This window comes from Priestia sp. VA7 (assembly GCF_055710015.1).
Map to the genome: position 1 here is coordinate 56,696 of NZ_JBVQPN010000010.1, position 17,024 is coordinate 73,719.

Sequence of the window (17,024 nt, forward strand, 5' to 3'; positions counted from 1 at the left end):
CAAAGGCCCTAGCTTTTAAGTTTCACTTTTTTTAAATCAAATGCCCAACTTCGCATCTTCTTCCTCTTCTTCTTTTTTAAATCTATCTCTTGTCTCTTTAAACATCTCATTAAACTTTTCTATTGATTCTCTTCGAACGCCTTGTAAGCGTTCGTCTCCAATTAGTTTATCAAGAAACTCTAAATATTCTTCGAATGTTTTCTCTTGGAAGAGCCAGCTCTTTTGAGAACAACCGTCTAATAATGCTATTGCATTATTAATTATTCTTTCCGTTTCTTGTTCACCAGCATTCAATACAGCTTTCAGTGATGCTAAACGATATTTCTTAAATCTAAACCTTTTATCCTCATTAATAAAAGTCTCTAAAAATATTCCTTCTACAAGATAAGGAGATTTTTTAAATTCATTATTATATAAAGATGATACAAAAGCTTCGGCCTCTCTAGCTCCACCATCAGCAGCTTGCAATATATTTCTCCCTAACTCAATTAAAAATTCCGAACCAAGAGTATTAATTTTTTCTACTCCAAGAGCCAAAATTGCTTCTACAACTGGATTTTGGGCATACCAGTTAGAAGATTTTAAATCAGAAATAAACTCTTCTTGATACCATTCTAAAGGTACTCCTACTGATAATTTTCTTGTTACACTACATTTCCCTAAAGCAGTTTTAAAGCGTTCGATATGCCTATCATTTAGTGAATCTTCATTATAAAGATTCAAAACACTCGTTAGGTTATCTATACTAGGTGTTTTAAATTTCCCATCATTACCTATAGGCTCAATTAAATGACCAAGTATAGAATCTTTTATACTTTCATCTAGGAGACTCCAGTAATCTTTTTTCACAAATACCTTAGTTATGATTAAAGGATATTTATGTAACAACACATCTATTTGCCATAAATCATCCGAAAAATTATTGTTTGGATTTTTAAGTAGTACATCTAAGAAAACAGAACCTCTTCTTTCAAATAATTCCTTTGTAATATCTCCAGATATCTTACTTAAATTTTCAATTAGCAACTTAAAAAAATAAGAAAATACTGCTGGATGAATATGATTTAAAGTGCTTGTAGCAGCATTTTGGACTGTCTCTGTACTATCATCAAGATAGTGATGATTTTCAAAAATAGAAGTTACCAAACTACTTACAAAAGCATGTTTTAACAAAGCAGGTTGGCTTAATACGATATTTACGCTTAATTCGATTGCAAGCCTAACCTCATTTTTAGATGGGGCTGTACTAAGAGGATGAGCATAAACACCACGCATACTTTTCATATGTTCTAACTTCAATCTTTGCTCTGATGTAATCAAACCAAAATCTTCAGCAGATCTTATTAATAAGCTATCAGTTGGTTTTTGTTTTTGTTCAAAATTTTCTATGCTACTAATTACTTTTTTCTTAATTTCATGATCTCTAGAAGACATATCGTAAAATTTAAATTTCAATGACTCAGCCGTAGCAATCCATGTAGTAATATACGCAGCTCTTAAGGCTCCACCGTTTAAACAAATCACAGCTTCATCAAATAAAATAGTATCTCTTTCTTCAACTATTTTACTTCTTAGCATATCAAAATCCATTGTCTTCACTCCCATAGTACATTTTTAGATTCACTTATTTATGTTTCCGTATTTCTTCACCTTATAGCTCAAGAATCTCCTTAATAGAGCTAATTGGCATAGTTGGAATCATTTCTATATCTGATTCTGATTTAAGGTGATATAAACCAATATATGCCGGTTTGTCTACTTTTTTAGTAAAACTTAAATCAGTTTTAAATCCTTTTTTTACTCCACCTTCTAAATCTACTAAGAAAGCATTAGTTGCTTCACTATTAGTTTCACCTACATTAGGAGTAAAACCGTATCTAAACATGCCTCCTCCTGTTAGACCAAAGTGAGCTTCATTTTCCTTTAATGTTGTTATTATTAAAAATTTACTGTTTGGCTCAAAAAATCTTTTAACAGTACCGAAGAAGCGAAGTTTATTCTTCTCTTCTTGCAAAACATATGCTTGAAGGTTTTTAAATACTGGAAAGTTTTTTTCTTTTTCTTCTCCAGAAACAATTTCAATCATTTGGGTTTTAATTACTTCTAATCCATGGTTATAAAGATCCAAATATTTCAAAGATGAAATTACCATAGGAACTTCAACATTCTCCGCGCGAACGGGAAAAAACTTTATATCATGATTCGCTTTATTTATAAGAGCTGATGTCCATTCCAATTTAACCATTTCACTCTTCAAGCTATTCTCAGTTATGAAAAAGAAAAAATATTTACACCGTTCAAGACCTGCACTCATTTCCCCTATGATGTTTTCTCCAGGCTTGATAGACCAACTATCAAAAAACACATTCTCTTCACCAAAAACTTCTCTCATTGTTACAGCTATATCTCCAACAAATTCTTTATCATTACTTTGATGACTTAAAAAAATCACATTATACCCCTCCTATTTTCACATATAAATGCGTAGTAAAAAAGAACCACAACACTATATTACATTTAAATGAAAATTATAAATAGAAAAAATTAAAATAATTGTTAAAAATAAGTTAAAAGCCACTCGATTATATGAGTGGCTTTTAACTTTTTCTGTATCATAATTTAAATATTATTATTCTTTTATAGATAGTCCAAAATGGTACACCTTTTTAGACGTCAAAAAACTAATGACAACACGTCTATTTATTATTGAAAATAAACCTTTTTAGACGAACAAAAAATAATATACCTTATTATACGTTTTGTCATATACTTGAACTATCTAGTAAAAACAAGGATGATCTTAATAATGGGAATCAAATTTGTCTATATTCGCGTAAGTACAAAAGAACAAAATTTAGATAGACAGTTAGAGGTAATAAAACCTTACGTAACGGATGACAAGTACATATAAAGTGACATGAGTAGTGGTAAGGACTTGGAAGGGACAATTCGCTCAACTTTACACAGTGACATCAATTAAAAATCACCATGTTTCACCCCGATTTCCAGCCAATATTAAAAAGAATGTTATTTAAATAATGATATTTGATTATCTTGCATTGAAATAATCGTTTCCTACAGTTCTCTAATTAGTTCCTCATTGTTTTGAGCTACATTTAATAAAACTATATATTTTCCCCTATTCACGTTAATATAATATAGCAATTATATTATGAATTTCCTAAAAAGTATGGAATAAAAAAGACTTCCAAAAGGAAGTCTCATTCTTAAAAAGCTATAAAATTATACTGCTACCATTTCTTTTACTTTGTTAGTAACTTTTCCAAATCTTATTTTCTGATTTATTGGAGTTACAGTAAAGGTTTTTTTGCCGTACTGTCTGCGTTTATATCTAGGTAACCTTTTTTTGTATTTCTTAATTGTTTTTTTACGTACAATTCTTGCTTCTGTATCAATTTCTATTTTGTCTTTTTCACTGCCTTCTACAATAACCAGATTAGCTGATTGATAATAAGAGCTTAAGAAGTCAGCTAATGGTTGTGAAACAGCTTTTGCCAATAAGCAAGGAACTGCATTACCGACCTGCTTATAAATTGCACCTAGACTACCTTTCCATACGTAATTAGCAGGAAATGTTTGAATCAAAGCAACTTCCACTGCTGAAAGTCTGCGATGTTCAGAAGTTTCAGGAAGAATCCATTCATCTTTTCCCAGCTTAATCATTGGTTCACCACTTGGATGTAAAGGTGCGTGACGACCACTCGCTTGAATAGTAAAACTAACTTCATCCCATCTGCGTTTACGGTTACGACTTAAAAAACGAGAAGAAAAACTACTTTCATATACTTCACCAATTTCAGTTGGCTTTAAATGCCCAATAGCATCTTTTAAAGTCACATAAGGCTTTTGGCGGTCTAAACCATCACCGTGAGTTGGATTTGGCAACTCATACTTGAATTTATATTCATTAGCAATATCAAGACGTACACCGATAATAAAAACGCGTTCTCGATCCTGAGGTACTCCATAATCCTTAGCATTTACTAAGTGATAAGTAACCTCATAGCCTTGAGACTTAAAATCTTCAACCATCGCTTCTACAATGCGTCCACCGCCCATTGTAAGCATGCCTTTGACGTTCTCTGCTATGAAAAATTTAGGGTTAACTTGGCGTAAGCATCGAACAAACTCACGATATAGGAAGTTGCGCTCATCCGTGATAAGTCTATTTCCAGCTAATGAAAATCCTTGACAGGGATACCCGCCAACTACTAGGTCCGCTTTCGGAAAAGATTTAACGTTCCGAATATCACCACGTTCAACATAGGCGTCAGGATGATTTGCAATATATGTTTCACAAGCATCCTTATCAATTTCATTAGCCCAAATAGTTTTAAATCCAGCCATTTCTAAACCAGTATCAAGCCCACCAGCACCTGCAAATAATGAAACAACCGAAAATGGTGTAGATTCCTCAACAGTTCTATTTATGTATTCGCCATAACCAAGGGAAAGTAAATCCAATATAGTATCTGATAAAGTTCTATTCTCCTTAGTTGCTAACATTTCAATTTTATTAAGTAATTCCCTGTGTTCTGATTTAGCTAAGGAAATTAACTGAGTTTTCTTCATTTCTTTCAACTCCATTTTGGTGCATTTTTATTATATATAATAAATGTACCAGAAAGAAAATGAAAGTCAATGGTAAATTAAAACCAGTACATTTTATGATAGAGACTGATAACGATAGACATAGAAAACAAATACTTCGCCAGTTTGGCTAACCCTTTCAACCTGTCCCTCTAATAGAAGCTTTGTATTATAATCAGCTACACTAGAGAATTTAGAAATAAAAGAGATTCCAGGAACAGTTCTTATTGGGCTAGGAAAAGAGTACATTTTACGATGGCGGCAAACACCGTCTGCATAATCCCCAAACCCTGTCTCTTGCCGATTATGATGGCTAAATGCTTTTTCACGATCATGATTAAAAAAGTCACCATCACAAATAGTAAAATCAGCTAAGTAACCATTATTTCTTTCTGTAGTGTATCTTGCTACAGCGTAGTAGCATTCTCCTTCGCTATTTCCATGTCGAAATCCACCACATGGAATAGTGGAGTTAAATTGGATTTGGGAATTTGTTTTTAAAGATTTCAATTCAATTCCAACTCCATCAATGATTAAGTCAGGATGTGCGTTGGCACCAAGCTTGGTAATAGTATAACTACTAAGACCGTCTTCAAACCAGTCACTAAATAATTCATCATTTCCTTTTAAATAAATGTTCGGATTTCTATGTCTTAATAATTGCTGACATTTCTTTTCAAATACTTCGACAGCTATTTGTAATGCATGTTGCTCATTAGGAGTCAAAGCTATCCCCCTCATTTCTTTTATATTTAACAATAATTATTATAAACCACACTAAACTAACAGTATAGAATTTGTATAACAATATCATTAAAGTAATAAAAGGCTAAAAACAAAAATAACTACCTTTATATATATCCTATAAAGCTAGCACTATAGCTTATTTAAATATATTTTATGGAGAGTGAATTTAACGATATCTGTAAGATTTCTAAAGCACAAAGCATACTATAAGTGGTTTGTGCTTTTTAAGTTTTAAAAAACATTGAGATGCAGTTGTTAAAGTAGAAACAAACCATTTTTATCATATAAAACATTAAGTCAAACACAAAAATAATCACTCTAAACACAAGTTTTTTAAATTAATGTCCAATATATAAATTCGCATATATGATTTTTTTTATTACAAACACAGAAAAATATATTGCGAACACAGGATTTATTTGGTAGAATAAAGACAAGTTAGAAAAACAAGGAAGGGAAGTAATAAATATGAACACAATTCAAACAATGGCTAATCTTACAAATTCAGATTTAATTGGAAGAGTTGCTATTCCTGCAATAGTAACTAAACAAGGTACTAGAGTTGTTTACCAGATGAATTTAATGTTTAGACAAGTTACTAATCTATTTGATCATACTGAAACAATGCCTCAAAATACGAATTCAGACATAATAGATATTAAAACTTTAAGAAATCGTTATTTAAGACCCGATAAAGTTGAGGATCTAGTAACCTATGTTTATGAGAACTTAGATTCCTATATCTTACCTCCTATTTCAGCGATTTCAGATAAACCATTTTCATTTCAACCTTACAATGAACAAGAGATTTTAGAGAATTTAGGAGAAGAATTTAATCTAGTAAAATTCCCTAACCGAATTGAAGAAGTGCTGGAAGCAAATGAGGGAATGTTACAAGGACTGTTAATCTTTAAAGAAAGTGAATTTAATGTAGAGATTTTAGATGGAAATCATCGGGTAGCAGCTATACACAAGCTAGTAACTAGAGGCAAAGAATTTAAAACACTGCGAATAGGTACTCAAATTTTTGTAGAGGATAACTTAAAACGAACACAACAAGCTTTTGTAGATATGAACACGTCTACTCCTATTGACAAAACTATTATTACCTTATTCTCAAGTAGAGATGCTTTGTCCACGGCTGCTAAAGAAACCATTGGAGATAATCCTAATTATCAAATTAAAGAATTCTTAAGTAATTCAAATGATTATATCGGATTTGATGCGATTAATGACTCTATTACAAGAAATTCCAATGCGGTTATTTCATTAAATATGGTTAAAAATATGATTGTAAAATTTGCTTTAGGATCTTCAGGAACCCCTAAAAAGTTTAATAGCACTTATGATATTAAGGCAGAAGGTTATCAGGAGCTTCTTAAAGATTTCTCAACATTTATGCAAACAGTGTTTGATAATATGGCCCCTTATAATGAAATAAAAGTACGTGGAACGGGAGCTATTCCTAAATTACGCGAAGAATATATTTCATTAACTGGAGCTGGTTTGTACCTAATCGCCACTATAGGTTATTATGGGCGAAAAAATAAAATGGATTTAAGAAGTGTTGCTACATCGCTTTCAAATATAAATTGGAAGCGTACTATTGATGAGGAGGCAAATCAATTATTTAGAACAGGAATTCTGAGTGAACAAAGCAAAATTTCAAATAATAGAAATGCTATTCAATCTACATTAGAGGAATTAGCAAAAAATCTTCACATTACTATCAGAGATTAAAAGATCAGCATTCTCATTGGTTACTAATATTAAAAGAAGATGAAGAGATTCTATAGAATCTCTTCATCTTCTTTTAAGTTAACTTTTGAGGGTAATCTATATTAAGTAACTTGCTCTTATATACTAGAGATAAGACCGCCTTATATGTATAGATAATGGGCGGTCTTTGTTATAATTATTCTTCAATTGCCATAGCAATTTCTTCTCCAGTTATTTGTTGAAAAGGTTTTTGGAATGCTTCTGTTATATAGTGTTGTAACATCTTTTCATTTAAGGATTTTCCTTGATGTAAATAGCTATACTTATCAGGATCATAAATAAACTCATATTTATGACCATATCCATTAGATGAAACGATTGCTATAATTTTATCAGAGTAGTAATAGAGTGTAACCTCGGATTTATATATTTTTATTGAATATGACTTCTCAGTAACATTCACTGAAAAATTGCTACCTGCTGCTTCTGAAATTTCTTCTGTTTGTATCTTTAAATCACAAAAAAATTCTTCTATAAGTTTTTTTGTACCTTCTCGTGCCCTCTTATTGCGTATTTCTTTTTCAAATACTTTTTCTATATTTAGAGTAAATTGTTTTTTAAAGTCCATGTATCTTCCTCCTTTTTATTTTACTAATTCGACTAGAAGTGACAATATACCTGTCTTATTAACTTCATCACTGGAAAACAAGGTTATTTTTACATTTATATAGTATTATTTAATTAAAATTGTATAAAGAAAAAGTGTATAACTTTTGGAAGTAAATATGTTTCACTATAAAATTTTATGTGGGGAGAGTTTTTATGGAAGTGAGAGAATATAGTATGCCTCAAGAAACTATAGAGGATATTCATAGTCAAATGGATAAATTTGCGAGAGATACTGCTGGAGATACTACTTTGATGATTGTGTTGAGAGGACATATTTACATAGAGCATGAACTAGAAGAAATGTTGAAGATAGGATTAAAGGAGCCGGGAATTATTTTTAAAAAAGACGGGAACACAAGAATTGGATTTGAAACTAAACTAAATTGGGCTGTGGCTATAGGAATTCTTCCTATGAATGTGAGGACTGCATATGCTAGCCTAAATACTCTAAGAAATAAATATGCTCATAAATTAGATGCTGACTTAACGGATAAGGATCTTAAAGATATTAAAGATGGTTTTAATACAGGTGCTAATGACATTTATAAACAGTTTTTAAGAGATTCTACAGATGAACAAATAAGCTCCTCAACATTGATAATTAGAAGAATGATTTCTGTTTTATGGCTGTATTCTAAGCTTGCAATATATGATTATAATCAAGACAAGATTGATAAATATGCTACTGAGAAGGCAAATGTTGAATGGAAGATAAAAACGGCTGAGTGGATATTATCTGAAGAACTTAATAAAGAAGTTAGAGATAAAAATAAAATTAAGGACATGAGAAAGGATTTAAAAGGTTTTCAAAAAGAATTAAATAAAATTGAAAATAATAATTTAACAAAATTTCGTTTGTGAATAATGTCGACGATTTAAGAATGGTTACTATGTTAATGCTTTTATATAACTAGATATGGAGTGATTTGGATGTGTGATAAACCTAATAACAGTCTAAATGAGTACCTTAAACAACAGGTGAAACTAAAAAAGATGCTCGAAAGGTCTACCTTTAGCATTCCAGAAATAAAAAATATTTCTACGGTAAATATTCCTAATACGATTAACATTTCTTCTTTTACTGAACAACTAAACAAGGTTAAGTATAAAGACATATATTCTCCTGCTCTGATTGATTTAGGTAAAAAAGCGTATGAGATGTATAAAACACATCAAGACTTGATGGAGTTGGCTACCTCTGTTTCTAAGCCGATGTTTGAAAGTGGTGTTATTCGTAACGAAGAAACTTTAGTTGAGATGGTTAAAAATATTCCGAAGTTGAATGCGTATACTAAGGGAATGTCGTTCACGACTATGATAAGCATGACGGATGCAATGGTCTCAATCCGTAAATATCATAAATTATTAGAGAAGTATTCTGATATTATGAAACGCTCAAAAATCCCTAATATTGATTTGTACGAGGGCATTATTGAAAACCTTGATGAAAGCTTTTATACAGTTCCTCAAGTTCAGTCAGACAAAGCTAAAGAAGTTAAGGAACCGTTTATTCTTGAAGAAGATAAGGCAGTAGAGGAAGAAGTGAAAATTGTAAATCCTAGTGCTTATGAAACTGGAGTCACAATTAATTACTATTTTCAAAATACTGAAGTTCATATTCATAATAGCAATGTTGACGATGAAGAAAAGTCCTTGTGGAAGGAAATTTTAGGACCGGCTATGCTTTTAGTAGGGCGTCTTTTTATGGTCTGGGCGATATCGGATTATCCTATTACGGATACGAATGCTTATAAGACGATTGAAAAAGTCGTCGAAATAGTGGAAGAGTATCCAATACCAGCTGAAGTAGATGGTAAACCAATTAACTTTGATAAGATCAATGGGGTAGACGATTTACAAAAGAATAATTCAAAGGATAGCTTATCAACTTTAAAAAACGATAATTGTTAACCTTGAAGTGAACAAAAAATATATCTTTTAAATTATAACTTTTGAAACGAAATACTTAATAAAACGGTATACATCTTTAGTTTACATAAGACTCATTATATTTAGCTCCACTTCCCACCATACCATTAAGTAAATTTAAACATATTTTATTAAAAATAGTGTTATCATTTACACACCTTGTAGAAAAAGCCCATATTTGTCGTCAGGTAGAGTAAATAGTAAAACTAATTATTTTCATTAAATACTTTATGATTTACTTATATATTTAAGTTAGTTTTAAATAGGTTGTAAATAACTTGAATATGTTATATTTCTAATTAATACATTAGGTCAAAATAAAAAACTGAGTAATTTACCAATTTCTATTATAATTCTTCCATGCAACCTTTATTTATAACCTTATCATATTGAAATATTTTCTCTTACACAAAATGTAATATATTACTAATGAAAACAATAAAAAGCATATTGTACACTTAATGGGTGTGTAAGTAATATTTTATGGAGGTTTTAAATTGAAAGCTACTGGCATCGTTAGAAAAATGGACAACCTGGGAAGAGTAATCTTACCCATCGAACTAAGAAGAACATTAAATATTAAAAAGGACGAACCTGTCGAAATTTTTGTAGATAATGAGAAAATTGTGTTAAAAAAATATTCACCTAATTTAGCTTGTAAAGTGACAGGTGAAGTTGCTGAAGATAATCTCATCTTGGCAGAAGGAAAAGTAATTCTAAGCCGCGAGGGAGTAAAGCAACTGCTTAGGGAGTTAGAAGTGAATTTTTAACTCAAATATTGAGAATGAGAGCAGACTCTTTTCGACTTTCATACGTTGTATTTTAATTAAAATGTCTGTCCGACCATTTTGGGCAAGAATACTGTAAAGTATCTTCTACGATAAATATGTCAAAAGAGATGAGAAAACAATAATTTTATTAATAAGATTGTTGTTTTCTTCGTTATATCCTTTATGAGTAATACCTATTTATTTTAGAAATCTATACCTTTTAACTTTGTTTCAAATGCGTGTTTTGACAAAAAAACACCCCAAATCATTAGAGTTTCTTTGTCTAACAATTGGGGTGCAGTTCAATTGAGAAGTCTTTTTTACACAACGAATGTTATAGAAAGGAAAAAAGCTATAAACTGTGTATTATCATCTGGTCCTTGACCATACATATGTGGTCATCTACGTTACTTACCTGCATGTCCCTTAGGAATTATAGGTAGAATAACTTCAACCGTGGTCCCTCTATTAACCTTACTTGAAATCTTTAATTCTCCATCATGACTTTCCACAATCTTATAGCTTACCATTAACCCTAAGCCAGTTCCTTTCTCTTTTGTGGTATAAAAAGGTTCACCAAGTGTTAGAAGGCGATCTTCTTGAATTCCTAATCCTTGGTCAATAAAATAAATAGAAACTTTGTTCTTTTCTTTTTTCTTTATCTTCACATCAATGATTCCACCATTAGGCATCGCCTCAATTGCGTTCTTTAAAATATTGACAAAAACTTGCTTTAATTGATTTTCTTCACATACAACATGAGGAATGTCTGATTCGCACTCTAAAAAGATTTGTATATTGTTCATAATGGCTTGTGCATTAATAAGCATCACTACGTCTTTTAATAGGCTTGTGATCTCTTTTTCTTTAAATGCACGAGCAGTTGGTTTGGCTAATACTAAAAATTCACCAACAATTAAATTAATTCTTTCTAACTCTGATAATACAAGATTGAAATGCTCTTCGTCGTTTTTGTATTTCGATTTGAATAATTGAACAAACCCTTTAATAGAAGTAAGAGGATTCCGAATTTCATGAGCAATTCCCGCAGCCATTTGTCCTATAAGGGCCAGCTTTTCTGATTTTTGCAAGAGAATCTCCGCCTCCTGCCTTTTATCCGTCACATCTTTAACAGTTGATAGTATGGCTTCTTCTCCCTCAAATATAATTACGCGACTGGAGACTTCAACAAAAATAATCTTCCCATCCAATCGTAAGAGTTTTTGCTCCACATTGCTAGACAGTATGCTTTTTTCAAGAAGTTGTTTTAATCGTATTGTTGCTAATTCTTGATAATCTTTGGAATAAATAAAAGCATGAATAGACCTGCCTAAAATTTCACTCTTCCTTTGGGCACCAAGCATATTTTCTCCAGCTTTGTTTACATAAAGAATCCTATTTTGATTATGGATCAGGATAGACTCAGGTAACGTCTCAATTAATTGTTTATAATTATCTTCACTTTCCCTTGTCCTTTTCATATAAAATTTCATTTTATCGTATTGTCTGCCTATAAACCAAGCTATGGCTACAGCTATAATCAGATCTATATTTTTCATCTTAAAAGATTCATTTAAGAACAGGTTCTCAATTAATCCAAAACTAATTGCAATCACAATCAACGTGATTTGAGCTTTTTTCTCCATAAGAAGTTCCCCTTAAGTTGTAGTTACATGAAGAGCATAATGCCATGAAAATGGACAAATGGTAACTGTGTATTTTTAGTTACCATAATGAGTGTTCCAGAACACAAAAGAAAGCACAGAAAAGGGGGACTTTCTTATTCAGAAAAGCCCCATGACTCTAAGATAACATGTGCGTGCAATTTAATTATAGCATGATGTTTACTAGAAATTTAATGTATATTATATAATTTCTAGAGCAAACTACCCAAGACGCCGGGAGGCATCATGATGGTAACTCTCCAATTTCCTTACGGGAACAGAAAAAAGTAAGCTCTTTAGAATGAAATAGATGATAGGTCTATCTTAAGTACCCTCCATTATTAATATCAAATGTAGATCCTGTATAATGCTTAGCTTTATCTGACAACAAAAATACAACTGTATCAGCCACATCCTGAGGGGTTACAGGGGATTTAATTAACTGGTGATCTAAATATTCTTCTTTTCTCCAGTCTGGTATTGTATTCATCATTTTTGTATTTACCATAGTAGGGGCAACAGCGTTTACTCTAATATATGGAGAAAAGTTCATTGCACAACTCTTAGTCAAACCTAAAATTGCGGCCTTAGATAATCCGTAGATAGCGTCTGAGCTTCCTTCCATCCCTGACACTGATGACATATTTACAATAACTCCGTTAGCCTCTTTACCAATTACTCTTTTTCCGAACATTTGAGAAAAGTAGATAAAACCTTTAATGTTGATATCGAGTACCTTATCAATGTCGTGCTCAAGATAATCTAATATATTTTTAGCCAAATAAATTCCAGCATTGTTAACTAAGCCATTTACATCACTGTGCCTTGAGTCAATATAGTTAAAAAACTCCACAACATTTTCATACTTACTTACATCTAACTGATATGTATAGAGACTATTTGAGTTGTCTAAGTTTGAATTTAATTCATCCAAAGAATGTTTATTAATATCACATGCAATTACAGTAGCACCTTCGTCTAAACACAATCTAACAATGTCTTTTCCTATCCCTGAACCTGCCCCTGTTACAATTATCTTTCTATTTTTTAGCAATTTATAAAACGACTTCCTTCCATTTTTTAAAATTAAATGAACAAGTGTTAATTTTACTAAAAATACCCATATTCTGAAAGGGATTTATTTTGATCCTACTATCAATAAATGAATACAGTATTCATTTTCAGTTTACATAATGTCTCTTTCCGGAACACACCACAAAAAAGAACCCTTGTGGCAGTAAGGGTTCCCATTAGAGTGTGTTTCTGTTTTATGCAGCTTTTTATACATCCTTGATGCGCCAACAATCTCCTTACAGATAAATGGAAGAAAGGGTGCATAAAAAGTGCACCCTTTATACATATGCTCGTACGGAAAAATATAGTCCATAAGGCAAAAATGTGTTATTATATGTCTGCACATGCATTTTATAGTAAAAAGCCACCTGTCCTGCAAATACTGGGTGGCTTTTTATTTTGTATATATTAAAAATAGAAAATTAATCATTTATATTAATTTCTTCTAATTTATTTAATAACTGGTCTACAAATTGACTAATCAAAATCGTATTATCGCTAGTAAATCCTTCTTCTAACCCTATTTCAATCATAAGTTCCCTCGCTGCTTCTATATCTACAAGTAGAGCCTTTCTTAACATACTGTTGTATCTGTATCTCTGCAATTATGTAGTCACCTATCTCTCTAAGTTGTTAAGTCTTTATTTAACAATAACTGGATTTTTACCGTATAACAATAATTGTTCTTGTAAAATCCAATTAAGAGCGTAGAATGCGGGTTTTAGGGGTTGAATGGTTAAGTTTTTATACTTAATACATATTTTGATTCGTGAATTTGTGGAAAATAGTGGTGTTTGCAAAAGTATACATTTTTAGTTACCCTATTGTACTTTATAAGAAGAAAAAATCCTTTAAAATTAATGGTTTTAAAGGATTTTTGTATTTCTAAATTATCTTTTGCTAATAAGATCAGGGAAGGATTTTCATTTTTATTATTAGGTTTATATAAACTTAATTTACAATTTTTTCATATTAAATCATTGACTTTATTGGGACCTAGTACTAATATCAATTTATATATCTTGGTGTTAAAGAAAGGTGAATTCAATGAAATCAACTGCACGTATTACAGCAATAGGTACATACGTACCAGAAAAAAGACTTACGAATGATGATTTAGAAAGAATTGTTGATACAAATGATGAATGGATTGTACAACGAACTGGTATGAGGGAAAGAAGGATTGCTGAAGAAAACGAATATTCTTCTAACTTAGCTATTAAAGCAGTTGAAAACTTAGTGGCGCAATATCAGAAAGAATTAAATGATGTAGATTGTATTGTTGTTTCAACAACAACACCTGACTATGCATTCCCAAGTGTATCCAGTCAGGTACAAGATTACTTCGATATTCCTCAGACAGGTGCTTTAGATTTCAATGCTACTTGTGCTGGTTTTACATATGGATTACATATGGCAAATGGGTTTATTACATCTGGACTTCATCAGAAAGTTTTAGTTATTACAGCAGAAACTTTGTCCAAGGTTACAGATTATACAGATCGTACTACTTGTGTCTTATTTGGTGATGGAGCAGCTGCTGTTTTAGTGGAAAAAGACGCAGAGAACCCAAGTTTTATAGCCACTCATATTGGGACGAACGGAAAAGGAGGGAAACATGTATACCGTACAAATTTATCTACCACTATGCATGGACAACCTTTAAGTTCTAGTGGCAAGATGGTTCAAAACGGAAGGGAAGTGTATAAGTGGGCTTCTCGAACAATCCCTTTAGGCATATCGGAGTTGCTAGAACAAGCGAATCTTCAAAGGGATGACGTAAATTGGTTTGTTCCACACAGTGCCAACTTACGAATGATTGAATCCATATGTGAAAGATCAGACTTTTCGTTAGATAAAACGTTGACTAGTGTCGAGTATATGGGAAACACCTCATCTGTTTCGATTCCATTAGCATTACAAATAGGGATAAATGATGGAAAGTTAATGAATGGAGATATTCTCTTGCTTTACGGATTCGGAGGAGGCCTTACTCACGCAGGGCATATTATTAAATGGGATTTAGCAAAGTAGTAAGAATTTATAAAAAGCTGCCTCTTCTGACGCTCCGGGGCAGCTTTTTATTTTGCTAACGATAATAGTTACTTTAACATCTTGTAATAGATTTAAATATATTGTTCGTAAATGTATACGTTTACGAACTTTTCTTTTATATAAGAAATCTATCTTTTTATCGTTGATTTAAGTTCCGAAATAAATTACGAACGTTTATTTAATAACAGACATTTTTACGAACGTTTTTAATTGAATAATAGGCAGAAAAGCAAATAAAGTCTCTTCTGTTTTTAATACCTGAAAGTTAACTCATTCATCAATCTATTCAGAGCAATTTGCAAAATTACATACTCTGTATATTCTTTTTTAGTTGTAAATCTCTTAGTTTTCCTTGATTCAACAAGTTTTTAATCCGATTACACAAATCAATTTCAGCATTTAAGAGTTTTACTTCTTTTATGGCTTCTGCTTGTTTAGACATCAAATCAGTTCCCTTTTGAATTTACAAAAATATTCTTCTATTCTAAAAAGGAAAAGTCCTTTGGAGGTTGAGTAAAGTTTGTCTGTGATTCTACTTTTGTAAAGAAAGAATTTCTAACCAGTTATTTATATAAAATGATCTTAAGTTAAAAATAATATCCTGATTTTTTTCCTTCATATACATTTTTCCAAACATTATAAAACATAATAAAATTTATATTCTGTTATTTGAGAACCTTGCATATACAAATTGATAAGTTTATCAAGATCTTGGCTACACTGGATTGTTTTTTTATTCAAAAATCCGTAATTCATACCTAAATCCACTAATTCTTTTCTCTTGTTAAGAATACACTCCGATAGATAAATCCTTTGACTTAATTCGCTGACTTTTGTTAACATTGCCTCTTCTCACCTCATTAGTATTTGTTAATCTCTAAAGTATCGTGTGGATTATGAAATAGAGACAACAAAATTAGTATGAATAAGAACAGATAAAATGAAAATAGTTTCTACAAAACATATCAAAACATTACAAAATAAGACGATTCTTTTTCTAATGAATATTACCTCTATCACCATAAATAGCCTTTTCTAAAAGTAAAATATCTTTTATATGTAGCTTAAAAGGTTTGGATTTGAGTATGTGACATAAAAAATTAAATTTTGTAGGAAGATAATAATGATTACATTAAGGTTCTTTATTCAAAAGAATATGGGAGGACAGCTATTATGGCTATTAAAAAGAAGGTTCTTTTAGAACTTGATGAAATACATATGGATCAGAATGATTTAAGAAATACCCTTATAGAATATTTTACAATTGGAGGTAAGAGAATTCATTTTATCGATAATCATACCTTATTTATAGATAACCAAAGTATACACTAACAGAAAAAATTTTAAGTGTGAAAGGAATACCTCGTCAACAGATTATATTTTCTCCAATAGAATAGAATTACTCCTACAAGTCAAAAAAGCACATGGGCTAATCAATTGATTAACTAATGTGCTTTTACATGAATCTGTAAACTAAAAAAGAAGATCACAGTAGTGACCTCCTCTTTTCCAGCTTAATGAAGGGGGATGATATCAGAATGTATTTACTCCAATCAAGTGATTTCAGGTATGATGTTACATATCTTGGAGATTATATAAAAACTGCCATTTAGAAGTATCGGTCAACTCTTCTTTCGATAACTTTAAATCGCCTCCCATAAAAATTGTTTCGCCATGTATGGAAATCACCATTGTTTTAATTAAAATATCGCTGTTATTTTTTTTATAAACATCGCCTATATTAGGCATTTCAAGATTTAGATGATTTGTCTCAAGTTGATCAGAT

The 17,024-nt window shown here is 31.2% G+C and carries 16 protein-coding genes and 1 pseudogene; 6 read left to right on the top strand and 11 right to left on the bottom strand.

Annotated elements, in window-relative coordinates; genetic code table 11:
* Positions 1 to 36: 36 nt before the first annotated feature.
* The 4 genes from AC0C45_RS26600 to AC0C45_RS26615 all read right to left on the bottom strand — a co-directional run bounded on the left by AC0C45_RS26600 (position 37) and on the right by AC0C45_RS26615 (position 5,337).
* Positions 37 to 1,590, bottom strand: a complete 1,554-nt coding sequence (locus AC0C45_RS26600; protein WP_472929088.1) for a hypothetical protein — start codon at positions 1,588 to 1,590, stop codon at positions 37 to 39.
* A gap of 61 nt (positions 1,591 to 1,651) precedes the next feature.
* Positions 1,652 to 2,452, bottom strand: coding sequence for a toll/interleukin-1 receptor domain-containing protein (locus tag AC0C45_RS26605; protein ID WP_472929089.1), 801 nt, complete (start codon positions 2,450 to 2,452; stop codon positions 1,652 to 1,654).
* Positions 2,453 to 3,243: 791 nt separating this feature from the next.
* Positions 3,244 to 4,593 carry a DNA cytosine methyltransferase gene (locus AC0C45_RS26610; RefSeq protein WP_472929090.1) on the bottom strand — a complete coding sequence of 450 codons (1,350 nt, stop codon included), beginning with the start codon at positions 4,591 to 4,593 and terminating at the stop codon, positions 3,244 to 3,246.
* A gap of 93 nt (positions 4,594 to 4,686) precedes the next feature.
* Positions 4,687 to 5,337: a hypothetical protein gene (locus tag AC0C45_RS26615; protein ID WP_472929091.1), complete on the bottom strand. Its 651-nt coding sequence runs from the start codon at positions 5,335 to 5,337 to the stop codon at positions 4,687 to 4,689.
* 489 nt (positions 5,338 to 5,826) lie between these two features.
* Between AC0C45_RS26615 and AC0C45_RS26620 the strand changes: the two genes are divergently transcribed.
* Positions 5,827 to 7,098: a DNA sulfur modification protein DndB gene (locus AC0C45_RS26620; RefSeq protein WP_472929092.1), complete on the top strand. Its 1,272-nt coding sequence runs from the start codon at positions 5,827 to 5,829 to the stop codon at positions 7,096 to 7,098.
* 175 nt (positions 7,099 to 7,273) lie between these two features.
* On the opposite strand, the gene AC0C45_RS26625 is transcribed toward AC0C45_RS26620, so the two are convergent.
* Positions 7,274 to 7,705, bottom strand: a complete 432-nt coding sequence (locus AC0C45_RS26625; RefSeq protein ID WP_472929093.1) for a hypothetical protein — start codon at positions 7,703 to 7,705, stop codon at positions 7,274 to 7,276.
* A 194-nt stretch (positions 7,706 to 7,899) separates the two neighbouring features.
* Between AC0C45_RS26625 and AC0C45_RS26630 the strand changes: the two genes are divergently transcribed.
* The 3 genes from AC0C45_RS26630 (at position 7,900) to AC0C45_RS26640 (ending at position 10,445) form a co-directional block, all read left to right on the top strand.
* The gene (locus AC0C45_RS26630) at positions 7,900 to 8,607 is read left to right on the top strand and encodes a hypothetical protein (RefSeq protein ID WP_472929094.1); all 708 of its coding nucleotides are present in this window, start codon (positions 7,900 to 7,902) and stop codon (positions 8,605 to 8,607) included.
* 69 nt (positions 8,608 to 8,676) lie between these two features.
* Positions 8,677 to 9,657 (top strand): hypothetical protein, encoded by a 981-nt coding sequence (locus AC0C45_RS26635; RefSeq protein ID WP_472929095.1) that lies wholly within the window; start codon positions 8,677 to 8,679, stop codon positions 9,655 to 9,657.
* 515 nt (positions 9,658 to 10,172) lie between these two features.
* Complete coding sequence (locus AC0C45_RS26640; RefSeq protein WP_472929096.1) at positions 10,173 to 10,445, top strand: AbrB/MazE/SpoVT family DNA-binding domain-containing protein; 273 nt, start codon at positions 10,173 to 10,175, stop codon at positions 10,443 to 10,445.
* A gap of 407 nt (positions 10,446 to 10,852) precedes the next feature.
* Here the strand turns inward: AC0C45_RS26640 and AC0C45_RS26645 are convergent, their stop codons facing one another.
* From AC0C45_RS26645 to AC0C45_RS26655, 3 genes are all read right to left on the bottom strand, one after another.
* Positions 10,853 to 12,091 (bottom strand): ATP-binding protein, encoded by a 1,239-nt coding sequence (locus AC0C45_RS26645; RefSeq protein ID WP_472929097.1) that lies wholly within the window; start codon positions 12,089 to 12,091, stop codon positions 10,853 to 10,855.
* 337 nt (positions 12,092 to 12,428) lie between these two features.
* Entirely contained in the window at positions 12,429 to 13,163 is a 735-nt protein-coding gene (locus AC0C45_RS26650) for an SDR family oxidoreductase (protein WP_013060037.1), read from the bottom strand.
* Between the two features lie 442 nt (positions 13,164 to 13,605).
* Positions 13,606 to 13,788, bottom strand: coding sequence for an aspartyl-phosphate phosphatase Spo0E family protein (locus AC0C45_RS26655; protein WP_098590586.1), 183 nt, complete (start codon positions 13,786 to 13,788; stop codon positions 13,606 to 13,608).
* A gap of 442 nt (positions 13,789 to 14,230) precedes the next feature.
* On the opposite strand from AC0C45_RS26655, the gene AC0C45_RS26660 reads away from it, so the two are divergent.
* Positions 14,231 to 15,217 carry a beta-ketoacyl-ACP synthase 3 gene (locus AC0C45_RS26660; protein ID WP_472929098.1) on the top strand — a complete coding sequence of 329 codons (987 nt, stop codon included), beginning with the start codon at positions 14,231 to 14,233 and terminating at the stop codon, positions 15,215 to 15,217.
* Positions 15,218 to 15,542: 325 nt separating this feature from the next.
* Here the strand turns inward: AC0C45_RS26660 and AC0C45_RS26665 are convergent, their stop codons facing one another.
* Together AC0C45_RS26665 and AC0C45_RS26670 are read right to left on the bottom strand one after the other, a co-directional pair.
* Positions 15,543 to 15,680: a hypothetical protein gene (locus AC0C45_RS26665; RefSeq protein ID WP_472929099.1), complete on the bottom strand. Its 138-nt coding sequence runs from the start codon at positions 15,678 to 15,680 to the stop codon at positions 15,543 to 15,545.
* Between the two features lie 194 nt (positions 15,681 to 15,874).
* The gene (locus tag AC0C45_RS26670; protein WP_472929100.1) at positions 15,875 to 16,081 is read right to left on the bottom strand and encodes a Spo0E family sporulation regulatory protein-aspartic acid phosphatase; all 207 of its coding nucleotides are present in this window, start codon (positions 16,079 to 16,081) and stop codon (positions 15,875 to 15,877) included.
* A gap of 330 nt (positions 16,082 to 16,411) precedes the next feature.
* On the opposite strand from AC0C45_RS26670, the gene AC0C45_RS26675 reads away from it, so the two are divergent.
* Positions 16,412 to 16,570, top strand: coding sequence for a hypothetical protein (locus AC0C45_RS26675; RefSeq protein ID WP_472929101.1), 159 nt, complete (start codon positions 16,412 to 16,414; stop codon positions 16,568 to 16,570).
* Between the two features lie 243 nt (positions 16,571 to 16,813).
* On the opposite strand, the pseudogene AC0C45_RS26680 reads toward AC0C45_RS26675, so the two are convergent.
* Positions 16,814 to 17,024: pseudogene (locus tag AC0C45_RS26680) on the bottom strand (hypothetical protein); the annotation flags it as partial.

Coding starts and splice junctions, on each gene's coding strand:
- AC0C45_RS26600 (WP_472929088.1), bottom strand. CDS start 1,590: ATGGATTTTGATATGCTAAGAAGTAAAATAGTTGAAGAAAGAGATACT.
- AC0C45_RS26610 (WP_472929090.1), bottom strand. CDS start 4,593: ATGAAGAAAACTCAGTTAATTTCCTTAGCTAAATCAGAACACAGGGAA.
- AC0C45_RS26620 (WP_472929092.1), top strand. CDS start 5,827: ATGAACACAATTCAAACAATGGCTAATCTTACAAATTCAGATTTAATT.
- AC0C45_RS26625 (WP_472929093.1), bottom strand. CDS start 7,705: ATGGACTTTAAAAAACAATTTACTCTAAATATAGAAAAAGTATTTGAA.
- AC0C45_RS26630 (WP_472929094.1), top strand. CDS start 7,900: ATGGAAGTGAGAGAATATAGTATGCCTCAAGAAACTATAGAGGATATT.
- AC0C45_RS26635 (WP_472929095.1), top strand. CDS start 8,677: ATGTGTGATAAACCTAATAACAGTCTAAATGAGTACCTTAAACAACAG.
- AC0C45_RS26645 (WP_472929097.1), bottom strand. CDS start 12,091: ATGGAGAAAAAAGCTCAAATCACGTTGATTGTGATTGCAATTAGTTTT.
- AC0C45_RS26660 (WP_472929098.1), top strand. CDS start 14,231: ATGAAATCAACTGCACGTATTACAGCAATAGGTACATACGTACCAGAA.
- AC0C45_RS26665 (WP_472929099.1), bottom strand. CDS start 15,680: ATGTCTAAACAAGCAGAAGCCATAAAAGAAGTAAAACTCTTAAATGCT.
- AC0C45_RS26670 (WP_472929100.1), bottom strand. CDS start 16,081: ATGTTAACAAAAGTCAGCGAATTAAGTCAAAGGATTTATCTATCGGAG.
- AC0C45_RS26675 (WP_472929101.1), top strand. CDS start 16,412: ATGGCTATTAAAAAGAAGGTTCTTTTAGAACTTGATGAAATACATATG.